Origin of the sequence: Sphingobacterium spiritivorum ATCC 33861 (genome assembly GCF_000143765.1) — a bacterium.
In the GTDB taxonomy this organism is placed as follows: Bacteria; Bacteroidota; Bacteroidia; order Sphingobacteriales; family Sphingobacteriaceae; genus Sphingobacterium; species Sphingobacterium spiritivorum.
This window is the reverse complement of sequence record NZ_GL379771.1, coordinates 245,742-266,355: the sequence shown is the minus strand read 5'-3', so window position 1 is coordinate 266,355 and position 20,614 is coordinate 245,742. Positions and strand designations below refer to the sequence as shown.

General features: G+C 41.4%; 8 protein-coding genes. 1 reads left to right on the top strand and 7 read right to left on the bottom strand.

Annotation, left to right across the window (positions count from 1 at the left end; genetic code table 11):
- Positions 1-85: 85 nt before the first annotated feature.
- From HMPREF0766_RS11210 to dacB, 7 genes are all read right to left on the bottom strand, one after another.
- Positions 86-1,138, bottom strand: a complete 1,053-nt coding sequence (locus tag HMPREF0766_RS11210) for a DUF5017 domain-containing protein (protein WP_002997145.1) — start codon at positions 1,136-1,138, stop codon at positions 86-88.
- A gap of 33 nt (positions 1,139-1,171) precedes the next feature.
- Complete coding sequence (locus HMPREF0766_RS11205) at positions 1,172-2,926, bottom strand: RagB/SusD family nutrient uptake outer membrane protein (RefSeq protein ID WP_236590403.1); 1,755 nt, start codon at positions 2,924-2,926, stop codon at positions 1,172-1,174.
- Positions 2,927-3,303: 377 nt separating this feature from the next.
- Positions 3,304-6,354 carry a SusC/RagA family TonB-linked outer membrane protein gene (locus tag HMPREF0766_RS11200; RefSeq protein ID WP_201680359.1) on the bottom strand — a complete coding sequence of 1,017 codons (3,051 nt, stop codon included), beginning with the start codon at positions 6,352-6,354 and terminating at the stop codon, positions 3,304-3,306.
- Positions 6,355-6,924: 570 nt separating this feature from the next.
- Positions 6,925-13,950, bottom strand: a complete 7,026-nt coding sequence (gene sov, locus HMPREF0766_RS11195; protein ID WP_002997137.1) for a T9SS outer membrane translocon Sov/SprA — start codon at positions 13,948-13,950, stop codon at positions 6,925-6,927.
- A 161-nt stretch (positions 13,951-14,111) separates the two neighbouring features.
- Positions 14,112-14,696, bottom strand: coding sequence for a Holliday junction branch migration protein RuvA (gene ruvA, locus HMPREF0766_RS11190; RefSeq protein WP_002997135.1), 585 nt, complete (start codon positions 14,694-14,696; stop codon positions 14,112-14,114).
- 120 nt (positions 14,697-14,816) lie between these two features.
- Positions 14,817-17,096, bottom strand: coding sequence for an NADP-dependent malic enzyme (locus tag HMPREF0766_RS11185; protein ID WP_002997133.1), 2,280 nt, complete (start codon positions 17,094-17,096; stop codon positions 14,817-14,819).
- A gap of 120 nt (positions 17,097-17,216) precedes the next feature.
- The gene (gene dacB, locus HMPREF0766_RS11180) at positions 17,217-18,644 is read right to left on the bottom strand and encodes a D-alanyl-D-alanine carboxypeptidase/D-alanyl-D-alanine endopeptidase (RefSeq protein WP_236590405.1); all 1,428 of its coding nucleotides are present in this window, start codon (positions 18,642-18,644) and stop codon (positions 17,217-17,219) included.
- Positions 18,645-18,788: 144 nt separating this feature from the next.
- Between dacB and HMPREF0766_RS11175 the strand changes: the two genes are divergently transcribed.
- Positions 18,789-20,564 (top strand): aminopeptidase P family protein, encoded by a 1,776-nt coding sequence (locus tag HMPREF0766_RS11175; protein ID WP_002997129.1) that lies wholly within the window; start codon positions 18,789-18,791, stop codon positions 20,562-20,564.
- Positions 20,565-20,614 lie beyond the last annotated feature (50 nt).

Sequence of the window (20,614 nt, the reverse complement as noted above, 5' to 3'; positions counted from 1 at the left end):
GGATTGTTATAAAACAGCAATCCCATTTGGGTAACTAAGCATTATGAGATTGTCCTCAGCTAATTGCTTGCAATTTTTAAGATTATCAAGGTACAATTTCAACTTTTATTGTTTTTGTTGTGGAGATCTCACCAAAACCAGTATCATTTTGAGAATAGAAAACCATCTCATAAGTGCCTGGTTTGGTAAAACTGTATGTAAAATTGGCTTTCGGTGATGCATAAAAACCTTTGGATACATTTTCAGCATTCTCTGTTTGATTTTTAACTGAAACCCCGTAATCTGGCAGGACTCTTTTTAAATCTACGGGACCGCTTATAATCCAGCTTTCTGTTTGACGGGAAGTTGTTGAGTTTGTGTTTCCGCGTATTGTAAAACTTTGGGTACTAAAGTTTGAGGAAAGGCTTTGACCAATACTTGTATTGCCGCTACTGCCTCCTGTCAATGTCCATTTTAAAAGGGGATTGGTTACATTGACAGTTCCCCAGCCGGGACTTACTGTATAGCTTGGAAATGCTGTAGGTATAACAATAGCTGAGGTTAACAAGGTGTAATATGTATCACCCACATAATGACGCAAGTCGATGTTGCCTACTGTCCACGTACCTTGCCCGACTCCTGCCGGCGCGGTATATTTAAAAGCTAGCCAGATTTTACCTGATCCGGTACTTGCTTCTGTGTTCAGACTAATATCTCCGGATTGCATATTGCTGTTTCCCGTTGCCCAGGTCACCCTGTCTGAAATATCTTTCCACTTGGCTAAAGGTATAGCAATCGAATCTTTGTTATTAAACTGTGTATATAGAATAGAGTCCGTAGTATACAACAGTTGTAATTTGTCAGTGCCTGCATTTCCCCGGTTAGTATAAAATCTTAATGTATTATTTGGTGAAGGATCTGTTGTCTTATTTCGGTTTATATACATACGTCCTGTTTCTCCTGAGTAAAAAGTAATGCGATCCGGATTGCCTGAAAATTTAAAATTAAGCGTATCATTTACTTTAAACTTTGTCGTCTTAATATCTGAATTATTGAATATATCTACATCAAAACTAATCGGATTGGGCGATATATTTTTTTCGCATGAGATCAGTAGTAACACTGACAGGAATCCCATTATTTTTTTTATTGATTTCATATCTTATCACATTTAAATAGCTGTTTCTATTATTTAATATCCCGGATTTTGTGTTATTCCTTTATTTACCTGTGTTTCGCCTGAGGGAATCGGCCATAGTAAGAATTTGTTTCCTCCGGCAAGTGCATTCAATGCGGCACGGTTAGCATTTGTTAGATTTCCATCGTTGGGTATTCCTTTCGTATTGTTGAAGTTTATAAGTTCCTGCATTCTTTGCAGATATATTCCCCATCTGATAAGATCTGTTTTGCGAAGTGCTTCAAAACAAAGTTCTCTGGCTCTTTCATCCTGTATCTCTGATAATGTAAGTGTTGCTGCTGTCAGATCAATAGCCGGATCCGGCTTATTCAAGTCTTTTCCATATGCTCTTCTCCGTACCTGATTAATGGCATCCAGTGCTGTCGATGAGGGGCCATTCAACATGAATTCAGCCTCACATATCATCAGTAAAACATCCGCATATCTTAATATAGGAAAATTAATTTGAGTGGACCAGTTGGGTTTGGTGTTAAAGCCAGGCCCTAAAGGTTCATATTCTCTTCTCCATTTACCAACGGATCGGTTTAGCAATTGGTTGGATGCATTATAAAAGGAGCGTCGAGGTTCTCCGGCAGCACCCCCGTCTCCACGGTTAGCATAAGGAGCTATAGCCCAGTCTCGTCTGAGATCTCCCGGAGCATATTTGTTGTACAGATATTGTTGAGCATTGATAGTGGGGGCAGTTCTTCCGTAGATAGGGTCATTGTTTGCATTTTGAAGTCCGATTTGCGAGCCTATATATCCTGTTTTACCTGCGGCTATACCTTGTATAAAATAATCTGCTTCCCATATACTTTCTCTTACATCGTAGCGATTAGTCACTTCATTTAAAAAGATTTGGGCATAACCATTGTTGGCATAAGCTGGGTTTCCGCTTGTTGCATTGTACTGAAGAGGCACTCCTCTCAAATTGACTATATTCGGATTTGCATCTTTGTCCGTAAGTAAGGTGTGAAAACCTGACGCCTGTACTTTTTTAGCCCACGAAAGTGCATCTGCATACTTGGCTTTATCATAAAGCGGATATCCTGCCATCTTCAGACAAACTCTTGCCAAAATGCCCTGAGCCGCCGATTTTGAGACTCTGCTGGATGCGGATTTTAATTCTGGAGAAGTAATGTCAGCCAGATCCGGTTCAGCTTCAGTCATATCCTTTAATATCTGTTCATACACCTCTTTTTCTGTCGCGCGTGGAAAATATACATTATTAGGGTCTTTGCTGGCTTCAATTTTTATGGGTATACCACCGAAATACTGAGCGAGTAAGAAGTGATAATATCCCCGCATAAATTTAGCTTCTGCCTTTACTGTGGTGATGAACTTAGGATCCGCTGTAGCTCTATCTGCATTTTCAAGCAATAAATTGGCTCTTTCAATACCTGTATAACAATGTTGCCAGAACGCATTTATCTTGTTGTGTGTGTAGGTCTGAAGATTCATAGCGACATCGTTGGCTATACCTGAAAAATAAGTGGCATATCCTTCATCAGTAACTCCCTGAGACTGAATGGAAAGCAGTTCCCCATACACCTCGTAAAGCCCTAAAGGACCGTATACACCTGCGAGAGCAGAAGTGAGCTCTTCTTTTGTGGTGTAATAGTTAGTTGGTGTTACAAAATCCTGTGGAGTGGTCTCCAGAAACTTTGTACATCCGATACAGGAAAACAGAAAGATATAAAAGAAGATCTGTATTGCCTTTCTCTGACCATTCTGATACAGAGCAGAGAAGAATTGGATTAAATATTTCATATGTATATATTTTTTTAAATCATGTAGCATATCCACATTATACTTGTTGAAGTTCGGTCAGCCTATGTAATAAGGATATTTCATGATTCCTTTATTAATTAAAATTTTGCGTTTACTCCAAAAGTAAATGTCCTGGCCTGCGGGTAACCGCTCCAATCAAATCCCGGTGTGAGCACATTATTGTATGTACTTATTTCAGGATCTAAGCCGGAGTATTTTGTCCAGGTAAGTATGTTTTGCGCGGATATATACAGCCTTATATTACTCATTTTCATTCGTGTCATTAATTTTGCGGGCAAATTGTATCCAAGTGAAACGGTTTTCAGGCGAAGGTAGGATCCGTCTTCTATAGTTCTGCTGGAGTACCGGCCGCTTGGTCATGCACCACCGGTTCGGAAAAGTGTACTACCTGTATTTTCAGGTGTCCAGCGGTTATTGTAACTCTCAAACTGATTAAATAGTGGAGTATTATTGATATTACCTTCAAAAATGATACGGTTTGCATTTTGAATATTGTTTCCATAACTCCATTGGAAAAACAGATTCAAGTCAAAATCTTTATATGAAAAATTGTTCCCAAATCCACCGGTATGAATAGGCAAACCACGTCCGATTACGGTATAATCGTCTGCATCAACAATACCATCCCCATTCAGATCTTTGAATTTGATATCACCGGGTTGTATCGCTGCCCTGCTGTTGCCGTTTGTTGGTACATCATCTTTCAGAACCCAGTGACTTCCTTGTCCCGGGAATCCTGCAGATGGATTGAGTGCTGTTGTGTAATTGAAATCTTCATACTGATATACGCCATCCCAAACCAAACCATACATCTGGCCGATAGGTTGTCCGACCTTCGATATATAAGATGGTGTATTTCCAAACTGACCATCAAAACCTGTCATGGAAGATATCGCCTCCTGATTGGACGCTAAGGAAAGAATTTTGCTTTTGTTCCAGGAAATATTGAAATTACTCGTCCAGCTAAAATCAGTCGTTTTGATATTTATAGTATTAAGAGCTATTTCAAGGCCCTGATTCTGCATACTTCCGATATTTTTATAGACAGTTCGGTATCCCTGCACCAATGGAACAGATGCATTCAGTAGCAAATCCCGGGTACGCTTCCGATACAGATCTACAGTAAGTGCTATACGACCTTTCAAAACTCCTAAATCAGCTCCTATATTGCTTTGTTCGGTTGTTTCCCAACGGAGCTGAGGGTTGCCGAAATAACCTGGAGATGCAAAAGGTGGAATTTCATTTCCAAACACAGCACCATCTGAACTATGAGCAGTGACAGGTGTACTGATTACCATGCGGGAGTATGTGGCAAAATCATCAACCCGATTATTACCTGTCTGTCCGTAACTTGCTCTCAAAGAACCGTTGGATAACCATGTTAGATCTTTAAGGAATCTCTCGTTAAAAAGGTTCCACTTAACGGCTCCGGACCAGAAATTACCCCATTTATTACCCGGGCTGAATTTGGAAGATCCGTCGGCCCTGTATGATACGGTCAGGAAGTATCTTGAGTCATAGTTATAGTTGGCTCTTGCCAGCATGGAAGCAAGTGTCCAGTTTGACCTTGAAGAAGGAATAGACTGCGGAGTACCCTGGGAAAGTCCGGCTACACCTAATTCGGCTTTAGGTAATTTTACTGCTGAAGCTCCGTCTAATGTGTAAAGTCCGCCTTGTTCGCTAACCACACCTGTCAGGATTAGATTATGTTTTTGTGTAAACGTCTTGTTCCAGGTAAGTATGTTTTCGTTAGACCATCCGGTAAATTGTGTATTGATTACGGAACCATTTACGCCATATGTAGAACCATTGGCAGTGAGTGGACTTCCTTCCGCGGTCTGCGTATCGTTAAACTGTATATCTTTACGAGCCCAGCTATTAATGCCACCGGTAATACGTAATTTCAGATCATCGAGAATTTTAATGTCAACATATGAGTTGGCATTGAGAGAGTTTGTAATATTATCCCGTACTCTGTGCTGCTGATTAATTAACGGGTTAATAATATACTGATTCGCGATGCTATTGGTATTCCACTGTGCCGGATCTAAAAAATCATTTTCGAGATCAATTGTCTGCTTTCCTTCAGCGTCTAATGGTGCCATAGGACGATACCCCCACATGGTATAGAAAGGAGACATCTGTGCTGTAAAATAGCCACTTATACTCGAAGGAACGGGGGATCCGCCCCATCCTTTCTGATTCGAATAGTTTACATCTGCTCCAACCTTGAATATTCTGGAAATAATCTGTTCCAGATTTATTCTACCCTGATAACGGCGAAATCCCGAATTGATCAATACACCATCCTGATCGAATATACTTCCTGATAGTGCATATTTTGTTTTGTCTGATCCGCCACGCATACTTATATCATAATTTTGCATAGGACTTTTCTGAAACATACTTTTTTGGAAATCTGTGCTTTTAATATTTCTGTAATCCTCAATTGTGGCATATCGTAAATACAGAGAATCTGTTACTGTACCCGGACCTGAGAGACCCGAAACCGGGTTGCGATATAAGGTATTGCTTAGTATATCTCTTTCGGACTGATATCTTAAGAATGATTCAGGATCCATCAATTTCATTGTTTTTCCCATCTTCTGCCAGCCATAACTTGCATTGAAGCTTACAACAGGAGGTCCTTCTTTCCCCTTTTTAGTAGTGATCATTATGACACCATTAGCTCCTCTGGCTCCATAAATGGCAGTTGCTGATGCGTCTTTAAGGACTTCTATGCTTTCTATATCATTTGGATTAATGGCAGTGGCATTTGCATCTTCCATCGGAAATCCATCCACGACCCACAAAGGAGAATTGCTCTGGCTTATTGAATTATTTCCCCGGATAACGATGTTGGGCATGCTTCCGGGTTGTCCACCGGGAGCACTGACAACAACTCCGGCAACACGACCGGCCAGTGCATCTGTGAAATTTCCAACCGGAGCTTTCTGCATATCTTCTACGGAAACTTTCGCGATAGAACCTGTCAGATCAGAGCGCTTTTGTGTACCATAGCCTACTACTACCACTTCATTAAGGCCCGTCTCATCCGCCTGTAGGTCGAAGGATAATCTGGGATTATTAGCTTTAACAGTAATATCCGTTTGTGTAGGCATATAGCCTATATAAGATATTTGTATTGTATACACACCTCGTGGTATATTTTCAAATAAGAATTCTCCTTTCTTATCAGAAGAAGTTGTTTTTTTAAGTTGCACAATAAGAACAGAAGCGCCTTGTAAGGGTGTTCCGTGCGAATCTTTGACAATTCCGCGAATAGTTTCTTTAATCTGGTATGAAGTACTGGCTTCGCTCGTCATCGCAGATAAGACTAATAGAAAAGTCAGGAATGCCGATAAAGAAAACTTTTTTATAATATGACTTTTCCGTATTAAAATCATATTTGAAGTGACAATTTTATGGCCACTTGCAAATTGTCTGTTGAGTAATCTTGAAGACCTCTCATGTTTTAGGTGTTTTTTTTGGCTCATAATACTAATCGTTAATATGGTATTTGGTTATTTATGATATCGCCAATTTCACTTTTCATACTTTGAAAAGATCACTTTTTGTTTTATCGGTGAAATGGTGCTGATTTTATTATTATGCAGTTTGTATCAATAATAAAGCTGTTTATACTTATTTATTTTGTTGATGCCTGTATAAGAGATACCAGAAAAAATCCGGTCAATAAGTAAAATCTTATGATGTACTTATTTTTACCATTCCCGATAATTATTAAAAATGAGTGATATAATTGGTTTGTTTTTGTTTAGTGCAACCGATTGCAATTATATATTGATTTTTCTTTTACAGCAAATATTTTTTGCGAAAACGATGTAGTTATAGATGACTAAAATTGTATGAATACCGGTAATCAGTAGTTGAAATATTGTGGCAACAGGAATAATAAAACACAAATGGGATTGTTATTTTGTAACAATCCCATTCGCGTATTGATATTATTATCGTTATTGGAACATCACTCTGAGGTTGATACCAAAGTTGGTGTATGATGTTGCATAATTCTGAGAAGTATATGGTCTTACAGAATTTGTATTGAGGAACAGGCGTATATTGTATGTCTGATTCAGCATATAATCTAAGGTTGGATTGAAGCTGATACTCTTATTACCTGCAGATACTTCCGAACGGTTGAGATCTGATCTGTAGACCAGGGTTTTGCGATCATTGATCGCTACGTCCAGTTTAAAGTTAAGATCGTTGTTCATCTTTCTGTCACTGAACCATCCGAACGGCAATCTGAAGTTGTTCTTTCTGAATCCGACACCCAGTACAAAGGCTTCTTCGGTCAATATGGCCATCTGGCTATTCTGCAGACTGAAGTTTACATTACGGTTTTTGCGGTATTCTGATGTTGCTGATATATTGTTTTTGAATCGCGCATCCAAACCTACCAGTGGGACAAACTGATCAATGATAGAAATCTGCTGGAACTGATTTTTCGGCAGGAAGTTGTTATTGATATCTCTTTCCGAAGGTGCGCCTGCATTTTCTTCATAGCGTATTACGGAGCTGTATCCGCTGATTGTATATTGCGAAGCATAGCTATGCAGAACCGTGAGGGATGAGAATACATCGCTCAGCCCAGGCAGTTTGCCCAGTCCGTTATAGCTGACACGCCAGTTAGGAAGCGGTGTACGCGGGATACTGCTCAGCTTATTTTTATTGATATCTTTTCCAAGGTAAGTAGATAAGAATGCATTCACGACTACGTCTTGCTGTGCTTTTCCATAACCATCAGCATAAAAATCTGCACTTTGTCCTACAGAGTTTGCATTGGTCCGGGCTAGTCGTTGGGAGATAACCATCCGGTTTTCTTCAAATTTTTGGAACAGGTCCTGATGGTTTTTGAATGCTGTTGTAATAGCGATCTGTGTAATGCTGTAGTTACCGGTTGTAAATGGTGTAACACGCTCAAATGTTCCTGATCCTGAATTGTATTGAACAGTAGCTGTATAGTTATAATTGTCTGTACGGGCAGCTGTAAGATCTATCCGAAGCCCTTTGACAGGTTCGAGGTTGGCGACCAGAGACAAGTTTTCTGCAAAGGATCGCGTAAACAATTGGGTCTGCAGAGAATCTGTTGATAGCCAGTTATTATTGATCGCTTTCTGCAGGATATCGCTTTGGCTACCAAACAGGAATCCCCAGCCCGGAGCATTGGCGTCAAAATCATAACCAAAAGCTTTTGTCTTCGGAAGATACCCCGGCAGGTAAGATCCCTCCATTTTAGTATAGGCTCCGTCAATCTTGCGGATAGAAGTCAGTAGCTGAATGAAGAAGGCTTTTGAACCTTTGGCATTCCGTCCTGAATTGCGTCTGATAAAGCCAAATTTGTTATAGAGGCCAACCATATTCAACGACGGGTTGACTTGTATCGTACGGTTATTCTGAATACTGTTACCCACATTTATATCTGGATTGCGCAGCGATAATAAAGGTTCACTTTGCCATGTAAACTGTGCTCCGTACCGGGTTATCACATTTACCCAATCCATGTAAGGCAGTTTGGAGACCGGCAACGTATATGCAATATTCAACATGTGGTTGTAATCTGTGGTTCTTCCCATTTTCCAGAAGTTGTTCCACATGGTGTCTCTTTTTATTCCATTCAGGCGGCCATCCGGTTCATCAATGATGGAGTAGTTCGTCGCATTGAAATCCAGACGCAGGGATTTGCTCAGATCCCAGCTGATACCGTAGATACGGCTCATGTTGAAGTTTTTATTGTACAATGTCGGCAATACGTTATCGGAAGTGTTATCCCGGATTGTATTTTCGCTGTATACGCGATTTACATCTATTCTGAAATTGATCAGCGATGGAACAAGGTTAAAATTGATGTCTTTAATCAGTTTGAGGTAATCGGATTTAATGACATTCTTGAAAGGCTCTATAAACTTGACAGAAGGATTACTGTAGTTGTAGTCCAATGCTGCGCGATAGTTGCGCTGAATAGAGGAGGCTACTGAGAAATCCCGGTGATTGTATGCTGAGTAAGCGTATGTAGCACTGAAGTTTTCAATGTCCCATGGTCTGATCGGTTTCTCGTTGTTCGTCCTGATCTTACGCACATTGGTCAGACTGAAACTCTTACGCGTTGTATAGTCTTGTACCAGTCTCATTAATGAATCCTGCTGGTTACGCGACATATTGGCCAATGCAGAGTTTAGTTCGATATCCGGATTCAACGGGTTGTATTCCGGCGTAGATGTCTGTTTAGAATAGCTGAAATAAAACGGTATGACCAGTCCGTAACTTCTAGGGAAGAATTTTCCCAGTTCAGCATTGGACATCAGGTCAAAGTACATATCCTCAGAACGACGGCGCTCATTCATTCGTTGAGAAAGGAATCCGAATCCTATAGTAGATTTGGTTCCGGATACAGAGACGTTTGCAAAATCGGCAAGTTTTAGATTCAGACGTGCTGTCGCTGCCCAACCTCCCTTATCATCAAAGTCTGTAAGGCGGAGTTCGTTAAACCAGAATGATCCGCTGATATTGCTGCCGTCATCGGCTGAATTGCTGGTAGAACTGCCTTTTAAAGGATTTCGTACCCCCATCATATAATAGCGGACTTTACTGATATCCGGAGCTCCCAATACGACAATACGATTGTTGCCATCCATATATTCAAATGGTACATCCAGCGGCCATGGCTGACCGTTTAATGTCGCTTTGCTACGGGCCATCTTAGCATCCTGGAATAAACGGATCTGGATATTCATCCGGTTTTCATTAGGCCAGATCAGATCCGGAGAGGTCGCGCCATATGGTGTGACGGCCAATGGCATATCGTATTCGTAATAGTTGTATTTATCATCTGTACCTACACGCAGAAACGCGCGTGCATCTCCATTCCTGAGGTTCATTCCTTCCGCATGAATAAACATCTCAATACGGCCATATGGTCTGAAGTCATGGGAAGTGGTCTTGAATGTTCCGCGGCCGTATCCATCACGCAGATTGATGACGTCTAAACTAAGTGCCTGTTCATTCAATCTTACATTATAATTATTGTTACTCCAGTCGACTTGTCTGTTGATGCCCGGAGGCTGTATGTACGGTATAGGATCTCTTTTTCCGTTTTCTTCGACATTGATATTGGCTACATCGAAAATGGAGTTATCAGAAGCAACAACACCCATTGAATAATCGCTGATGACTTTGGAAGGATTGTTTTCAGGATTGTATCTTCTCCATTCTCCTTTTACAAACTGCAGTTTAGCAAGACGCACTATTGCTGTATCTGTAAAATTGGTCATGAAGGTCCGGATGAAACGGATTGATTTGAAATCCTGTACGTCACCGAATTTGCTTTCGTATTGTGTCAATGGTATACGGAACTTATACCATTTGATATCTTGCTGCTGGCCATTCGCCAGAGTTACTTTTGTGGTTTGTTCATCTACAATATGATTTTGCCCTACGATCATATCCTGTTGTCTGATGGAGATGCGGTATTGGTAGTACTCGTCGATTTCATTCATATTGTTGTCCCGGTTAACATCTTCTCCGTCAGGAAGTAATGTACTGGCAGAAGTCGGTACGCCAAAGTCACGTTGAGATTGTTCATTTGTTTTGGAGTTACCGTCGACACCATTGTAACGCTGGTACCTTTTCAGTATTCCTGCCGATTGCTGGTCCATTTGCTGACTACGGAAGTACATGTAGTTGTCACTGGAAGGGTCATTCTGTATTTCGGCTAAAGCAGCAGGATTTAATATACCCTGAAGCTGAGATAAGAAACTGCCATGAAATGATGACTCGTCGGCGTCACTCAGTCCGTCCAGACCGACATCCTGACGTTGACGACTTTCGCTATCGCTGTCAAATGCCTGAATAACCGGTTGGTTTTTCGTAACACGTCCCCAATTGGTCTGATCTACCTGAGACAGATCTCCTACCGGAGACAATGCATTTTCAAGAGATTTGCGTCCGTCTTTTAGAATATCTTCTGAGATGTTACCCAGATTGAAGTAAATATCACCACCATCTTTATTTGGGTTTGTCAGCACAGGATCCATCATCCACATTTCTAAGAATTCAATATTCTGAGCTTCGAAATCTGTATTGTCGATCTTTCTGAACATACCTCCCCAACGGCTTTTCGGATTGGCTAATGTTCCGTCTGCATTTACTCCTGTAGTTGTATAGTTATACGGACCTCTCAGATTAGGATAATAAGCAAAATCCAATGTCTGCAGCCAGTCATTCTGTCCCGAACGGGTATCTTTATTAGGGAATACCTCTTTTTCTCCAACCTCTCGTACACGGTGATCACTTAGTTCGGCAGTCGTGATATTGGTTGGTGTAAGGCTGTTATTCCGGTAGAAAATCGGGTCAATATTATATACAGCCAATAATGCGCGATTATATCCGTACCGGAGATCGTCACTGAGATTGGATTCTGTAAACAGGCGCGGAGTTCCGGAAATCTGCCAGCTATACTGATTTTTGAGGTCAATGTAAGACACACTGTTTTCAAAATCATCTATATAGGTCGTTCCTGTCGTTCCGTTTTGAGTATCCAGTCCTCTGGGGTGTCCGGGTATCAATTTTGCAAATTCTCCGTAGAAGGAGATATTTGATTCTTCCTTGGTGCTCAGGAATGGCAGTTTATCCACCATACGGGTCAGCCATCTGGAAGGAGCATTATAGGTCAGATCCGCTCCCAACATGGTGTTGGACATTGGTTCTTCACCAATATTCACTTTTTCTGTCAAAGGCTTTTCGGTCAGGTTCATAATCGTGGCACCTACCTGAAGCTGGTCATTCACCAGGTAATCAAACCGCCCGCCCATCAATGTCTTCTGTTGAAGATTGAACATAGCATCATCTTCTACGGTCACCCGTATAGGTTGCCCGGAGAGCATCAGTGCTTCATTGAGTATACGAAGACGTCCTATCTCATAGTCGATCGTATAGTCTACGCCTTCCTGCAGAAGAGCTCCGCCTGCCATCACCTGAATGGAACCTCTCGTAATGTTGTAGGCGCCGATCTGGTACTCCGTGCCCATTGCTGAATTATATCTTCCTTTTATGCGGTATCTGTTTTTGTTAGGAAATTGCTGTTGAGCTATAACTTTGGTCGAGTCGTATAGTTCGGGATAGGTGTATTTATCGATCAGTGCCTGTTCAGATCCTGTGATAAACTGGCTTGCGAGATCCCGGCCGAATGGTTCGACCACAGGGAAGATTAATTTTCCTTTTTTAGGTTCAATGGTGATATTTTCCAGATAGTCGAAGTATCCGTCAGGGGATTGTGCCTGCTGTTGATTGAGCCGGTCTAGACCTGTCAGTTCCAGCCATGTTTTTTCCGCCGTTCGCTGCCCTTCATAGATCGCCGGTCGTTCTGTTCCTGTTTCGTCTTCTGTACGGTAGATTTGCAGGATAAAGTTTGAATTGGAGACATTATAAGCACCGAGAGCATAGATGTTTTTCATCATCAGATCCCAGATTGGCAGCCTGGGTTTTAAGGTCTCGTTTTTCAATAATTTTGTATACAGCATCTTCGGGTTGGAAGGCGTCACCGGAATATCGGTACTGAATTCACCCACCTGATACTCTCTGCCGTTTGCCGTGTAACGGTAAGCTACCGAGAGCACCTGGTCGGCATTGAGTGGAAGGTTTAAGGAAATGTATCCGAGTTTTCTGTCTATCGTAAAGTCTCTGTTCTCAATCAGCTTACGAGCGTAAGTCATCTTCGCGTAATTGTCGTTTGCTCCCGAACCGGCAAAAAAACTCTGGACAAATGTCCCGTTCGACTGGCGGCCGTTATCGCCTAACAAAGATAGCAGGTTGTTGGATACGGTTGCATTGTTTTCATTAGGAATACCAGTGGAGGGAAGTCTTGAACTTCCGGGACTGATGAGATTATTATACGGTTGATATTCTCCCAAATCCATCAAGGCCATGACATCACGGGCATCTTCATAGGAATTGGAACGGTTGCTTAGCCATACCTCCACCTGTGAAATATTGATGTTGGTATTGATAATAGGAGCGAGAGCCAGTGTACGGTTATAGTTTTCTCTGAAGTATTGAGACAAGAAATAGTGCTGATTGGCTTCGTAGTTGTCGGCCTGTAAGGTATATTCACTTTCCTGAGCACCGTTTGTAATGGTAATCTCTTTTTGTCTGGAACGCTGTTGTGATAGTAATCCGGTGAAGTTGAGGCGTCCGAATTGAAGTTGAGCCTTTACCCCGAATAGGGATTGTACACCCTGTATAAGTGTAGAGTTGAGGGGCATGGAGACATTACCGATTTCCAGGCGGCGTAAGATATCATCGTCTTTAGCTACATAGTCAAAACGTATCTGATTTTCAAAATCAAACTGTGCTGTCGAATTAAAATTGGCGTTGATCTTTACACGGGTACCGATATGACCGGTCAGGTTCATATTGATCTGCTGGTCAAAGTCAAAACCCCATTGCTTGCGTCTGGTCTCATCAAACATGGGATTTGCATTGTTATTATATTGTCCCATGAGGGTAATATCAGCGCTTCCACGTGGAATAAGATCGATTTTATTCCCGCCGAAAATACGTTCAAAAGCCGGACTTTCGATTTCGATAACCGGAAACAGACGACGACGGCGTTCTTCTGCCAGATTTTTGTCTGCTAATTCTTCCCAGTAGTTTTTCTGTGATCGTTTAGCTTCATAGTCACGGAATTCAGGAAGGGTCAGATACAGAGGCGGACGATATTGTTTGGCTCCCAGATTTTCTTTGATGATATATTGTCCGGACTTGGTGTCATAAATAATTTCCCGTTTGATATTGTTCGGGTGCTCCAGAGAAAACGGATTGTATTGTTTATGAATATTCAAAAACGGATGATCCTTAAACCGGTAAGGAATAGCAGTAGAATCCTGCTCTTTCTGCGCAGGGCGAATGGTTTGCCCATTTGTTTGCCCGCATAAAAAAATCAGGGAAATAGCAAAGATTAAAGCGTAGATGTTTGTCTTCAAATGGCAGCCGTTAAATTTTTCACAACAGATTAATTGATCTCGTTATATAACTATTATGCAAATATCAACTATTTTATATAACAAAACAACCATTATATTCTTAGTTATGAGAAACATAATGAATAATAGGTATGTGGGTTTAATTAAGTGTAGAGATAAGTCTACAAACGTTTTAAGGCTAGTTTTATAAGTTGCTCGACAGAGAGGTCAGGTTCTGTGTTAATAATGGTGTTTAAAACCTTCTCGGCCTGATTTTTAACAAATCCGAGCATGATAAGTGCGCTAAGTGCTTCCTCTGGTACTGACTGCTTGCTTGCAACAGGAGAGATTAGAGCATCCGGCCCTTGTTTCTTAAGTTTATCCTGTAATTCCAGAATCAGACGTTGTGCTGTTTTTGGACCGATTCCTTTTATTTTTTGGATCACTGCTACCTGTCCGTTAATAATAGCGGACTGGATTTCTTCGGGAGTGATGGAGGAGAGGATCATCCGGCCCGTATTGGGACCAATACCGGATACGGATATCAGATGTTCGAACAATTGGCGTTCGCCTTCATTCGCAAAACCAAAGAGCGTCTGCGAATCTTCTCTTACCTGAAATGAAATAAATAATTTACAGTTTTCCTGATCTTTGATCAGTGAAAAGGTGTTGAGTGAAATATGGATATAATAGCCGATCCCGTTTACGTCTAAAACGACATGTGTAGGGGCTTTAAAAACTAATTTACCGTTAAAATATTCGTACATATTCAAGTAAGATTCAAAAGTAAAAACCTAAAGGTATGTTTTTAATCTTCCATATTCAAAAGCAATGAAGTTTGCCTGCCGTTTGAAAATTCTTACGACAGGCAGTCTTCACTGATTATATTATTGTCTGCCTTTTTGGTAGGATTGTACATCTACTACGGCGATAGTCACCATATTGACAATCTCACGAACAGAACTATCCAGTTGCAATACGTGTACTGGTTTGTTCATACCTAATAAGATAGGACCTACAGCTTCTGCATTTCCAATTTCCTGAAGCAGTTTATAAGCGATATTTCCAGACTCCAGATTAGGGAAAACCAAAGTATTAGCGGCATGACCGTTTAGATTGCTGAACGGGAAATTTGCTGTGAGCATTTCAGGATTCATAGCAAAGTTGGCTTGTAAATCGCCGTCTACAATGATGGACGGATATTGATCATGCAGTAACTGAGCTGCTTTACGCACTTTCTGAGGTGTCTTGCCATCGTTAGATCCGAAATTAGAGTATGACAATAATGCAATACGCGGCTCAATACCCATCTTGCGGATAGCTTTGTCCAGTAATACCGTGATATCGACTAACTCCTCTGCACAAGGATCCACATTTACAGTTGTATCTCCGAAGAAAACAGGCCCTTTTTCAGTCAGCATCATATACATTCCTGCGATCTTGCTGCCTGGCTGTGCGCCGATGACATGAAGTGCCGGTCTGATTGTCTTTGCATAATTCTTGGTCATACCTGAGATCAGCGTGTCCGCTTCACCAAATTCAACCAGACTTGCTCCGAAGTAATTGCGATCCAGTAACATTTTTTCGGCATCCAGTCTGGAAAGACCGCGACGTTGTCTTTTCTTGTACAGGTGATCCGCAAATTTCTGATAACGCTCTGATTCGATTTCTTCTACAGGGTCTATGATTTCCACACCTTCCAGTTCCAACGCATAATCATCAATCAATTTGTTGATTTTTGCTTTTTTACCTAATAAGATCGGAACGGCAATACCCTCTTCTTTGACGATCTGTGCTGCACGAAGGATTTTGTAATTATCTGCTTCCGCAAATACAACACGCTTAGCATCACGTTTGGCCACCATAGTCAGATCGCGCATAATGCGGTCATCTTTACCCATGCGCTGACGCAAATCTTCTTTATATTTATCCCAGTCCGTGATTGGCATACGGGCTACACCTGATTCGATTGCTGCTTTAGCCACAGCTACCGAAACTTCCGTAATCAATCTCGGATCGTTTGGTTTTGGAATGATATAGTCTATACCAAATTTTAAATTGTTGGCATTATAAGCCTGATTTACTGCTTCCGGAACGGATTGTTTTGCCAGATCAGCAATCGCTCTTACAGCAGCAATTTTCATTTCTTCATTGATGCCTGTTGCTCTTACGTCCAGTGCACCACGGAAGATATATGGGAATCCAAGTACATTGTTTACCTGATTAGGATAATCTGAACGGCCTGTACCCATGATAATATCTGAGCGTGTCGCTACTGCCAGATCATAAGCAATTTCCGGATTTGGATTAGCCATTGCCAGTACGATCGGTTTGTCTGCCATGGATAACAGCATTTCTTCTGTCATCACGTCTGCTGCAGAAAGGCCGATAAATACATCTGCATCTTTCAATGCATCTGCCAGCGTGTGTATATCACGGTCTGTCGCGAATTCTGCTTTCATTTTATCCAGATTCTCACGGTCACTGCGGATTACACCTTTGCTGTCCAGCATGACGATGTTCTCTTTTTTCGCACCTACAGACATATACATCCCTGTACAGGAGATCGCTGCTGCTCCCGCTCCGTTAACGACGATCTTTACTTCTGAAATATCTTTGTGCTGCAATTCACAAGCATTGATCAGAGCCGCACCTGAAATGATAGCTGTACCGTGCTGATCATCATGCATTACAGGAATTGACATTTCTGCTTTCAGACGTCTCTCGATTTCAAAACATTCAGGAGCTTTGATATCTTCCAGATTGATACCTCCGAAAGTAGGTTCCAATGCTTTAACGATATTGACAAACTCATCGACATTTTTGGTGTCTAACTCAATGTCAAAAACATCGATGTCAGCAAATATTTTAAACAACAGGCCTTTACCTTCCATTACTGGTTTTCCGGCTTGTGCTCCGATGTCACCCAGACCTAATACTGCAGTACCGTTACTGATAACTGCAACAAGGTTTCCTTTTGCTGTATATTTATAAGCATCTTCTTTGTTTGCGGCGATAGCCAGACATGGCTCGGCTACACCCGGGGAATATGCTAATGATAGATCTCTCTGTGAATTCGTAGGTTTTGTAGGCACTACCTCGATCTTGCCCGGACGTCCTTTTGAATGGTAGTTTAAGGCTTCCTGCTTGCGATTAATTTTACTCATTATACACTATACTTATTTCAGTTGTTTACTTATTTAAGGCTACAAATGTAATCTTCTTTTTCGGAGAACAATATTTTTAAGGTATTAAACTTCAAAAAATCCGGTATTTGAACGAATTTTTTACTTCAGGATGTCGAGTAAGCCGAACATAGACTTACGCATAGCCGATCCAGATCCCTCATAATTATTGACTAATAGGGTAAAGGTATATTCCTGTCCTGCTTTGGAAGTCTGATATCCGGTATACCCCAGTACACCTCCTATAGTACCGCTTTTCATCTTCATCTCATTGTATGTGGGCAGACTTTTATAAAAAATTTCATACCAGTTACGCGTTTTAGCGTAGTTCATTATTTTAGCCATTGCAAGCGAGGTTACTCTGTTTTGCGGAGATAATCCTGAACCATCCACGATGTTAAGTTCCCCTTCCGGGATATTCAGTTTTGCCTTCCAGAATTTTTTAACCATATCTGCCGCATCAGCTGTCTCCATCTTTTGTCCGCTATACATACCAATGGTTTTTAATAATGTCTCCCCGTACAGATTGATACTTTTCTGATTGAACCAGTATACGATATCCTGCATCTTCGGTGATTCGTGCACATCGAGTTCTTTTCTGTCTTTCGCTATAGTTTCACCTCTTTCTGTCAGTTGTTTGCCGGTAAGAGGTTCGTTTTCGGTCAGTATACCGGCTCTTCGCAAAGATTTTTGCAATTGAAAAGCTGCATCGAATGCCGGATCAGGGACTGCGATTTCGATTGTTTTTTTAAGATCCAGACCATATGTACCTCTGATATAGATTCGGGTTGAATACGGGGCAGAATAAGCATATACATTATCTCCGGATCCTTTTGAACCCGTTAATGTTTCATTGTGAATGTCTAAGTAAGAGGAGTCTACAGTCAGCGAGGTTAGTGTCGCCTTTGAGCCTGCTGTATTTCCGGCTTTAAATTGTACACCGACACTGTTTTCTCTCCAGTTGAGACCCGATACGCCTGCACCGTAGTAATTGCCGATGTCTGTCCATATCCATCCTCCCGGAACAGTATGTCCATTGAAAAAACGGTCATCTCCGATAATACTTCCCTCCACACATTTGATTCCTGCATTCTGGATAGCATACACCCATTTATTCAGTAATGTCTCTTCGTTCATTCCTTCAAACCTCGGGCTGGCCAGGGTAGGGTCACCTCCTCCTTCAATAACGATATTTCCTTTTAAAGTACCCAGACTGTCGATCTCACCTGTATAATACAGCTTTGTTTTGAACGTGAAATTTGGGCCTAAAAGATCTAAAGCTGTAGCTGAGGTGATGACTTTGAGTGTCGAAGCAGTCGGAAGTCCGGTCTGACCGTTTTTAGAAAAGATAACATTCCCTGTTTTGGAATCTAATACGGTCAGTGATGCTATGCCATACCTGAGATTGGCTTGCTGTTCAAAAGTGCTGTAAGCTTGCTGAATTGCCTTTGGGTCCTGCGCAAAAATATTGATCATGAATGTATTTGCACAGAGTGTCAGGAGTAGTGTTCGAAAAAATAGTCTCTTCATAAATCAATAGAATGTAAGACAAATATAACATATTGAAAATTGATGGGTATGATTTTCATTCGTTTTTAAATTGTCAAAACTTGATTACCCGTTTCGTGACTTATTGTTGAATTGCCTAACTTGCCTCCTTAAAATATAAATACAATGAATCATCTAGAAAAACTGGCTGCAATCCGTGGATTAATGAAAGAGCAGGGAATTGATGGCTACATTATTCCTTCTTCTGATCCGCATATAAGCGAATATTTGCCGGAAAGATATAAATGCATCGCCTGGGTATCGGGTTTTACAGGTTCTGCAGGTACATTAGCGATTACTCAGGATTTTGCCGGGTTGTGGACGGACTCCCGTTATTTTGTACAGGCCAATGAGCAATTAGCAGGTACAGGATTTGAGCTTGTCAAGTTAAAGGTACAGGGGAGTGCGGAGTATGCAGACTGGATGGCTGAAAAGCTTCCGGCTGGGGCTACTGTTGCCTTTGACGGTAATCTGGCCTCTCTGCAGGTGGCTCAGGCAGTGCAACAGACATTAGAGCCTTTAGGTATCCGGGTAAATGGTCAGGTGGATCTGCTGTCACCACTCTGGACTGATCGTCCTTCTTTACCGCTGGCTCCGGCTTATTTACTTGAGGAAGAGATCACAGGTCAGTCTACAGCTTCCAAGCTGGAAGCGGTACGTAAAGCATTGCAAAAAAACAGAGCAGAATATCATCTGGTTTCATCGCTTGACGATCTGGCCTGGCTGTTTAATGTTCGTGGTCAGGATGTACCCTGCAATCCGGTAGTACTTGGATTTGCATTGATATCAGGTTCTAAGGCCACTTTATTTATTGAACCCTCCAAACTGAATGAAGCTGCGGTCTCTTCTTTAGCACAGTCGGGTGTTGAAGTACGCAGATATGAAGATTTATTCAGCGCCATAGATTCTCTGACAGATACGACTATCCTTATCGATCCTAAGCGTACATGTTTTGCAGTGTACGACCGTATCCCGGATACAGTCAAGATTATCGAAAAACTGAATCCTTCAACTGCGCTCAAAGCGATCAAGAATAATACGGAAATAGCACATACCCGCCAGACCATGATCAATGACGGAGTTGCGATGACAAAATTCTTTAAATGGCTAGAAGAGAATGTTGCTTCAGGTTCCCTGACCGAACTTTCTATTGCAGATAAGCTGAGAGGTTTCAGAGAAGCTCAGGAAGGATTTGTGGATGTGAGTTTTAATACCATAGCAGGATATCTGGAACATGGTGCTCTGCCTCATTATTCCGCAACGGAAAAAAGCAGTTCTACTTTAGAGTCAAGAGGACTTTTGCTGGTCGACTCCGGAGGGCAGTATAAAACAGGTACTACGGATATAACACGGGTAATCTCTCTGGGACATATTACCCAGGAAGAGAAAGAAGATTATACAATTGTACTGAAAGGGACAATAGAAGGTTCACAAGCTATATTTCCTGTTGGTACCCGTGGATATCAGATCGATGCCATTACACGTCGTCCGATCTGGAAAACGCTGCGTAACTATGGTCACGGAACGGGACATGGGGTAGGGTTTTTCTTAAATGTACACGAGGGACCTCATACTTTCAATCCTTCTAACATTGATGTAGCGGTTGATCCGGGAACTATTACTTCTATCGAGCCCGGACTGTACAGAGTAGGTAAACACGGTATCCGAATAGAAAATCTGGTGCTTACTAAACGTCTGGAATCGAGTGAATTTGGGGATTTTCTGAATTTTGAAACATTAACTGTTTGTTATATTGCTACAGATCTGATCGAAAAATCCTTGCTGGATCAATCACATACAGACTGGTTGAATCAATATAACCAATGGGTATATACTCAGATCTCCCCAAGACTGACAGAAGAAGAAAAAGTATGGTTAGCTGAAAAGTGTAAGGCCATCTAATATCTGATAAAAGCTCCTGCTAAATGCAGGAGCTTTTATTTTCTTAAAAT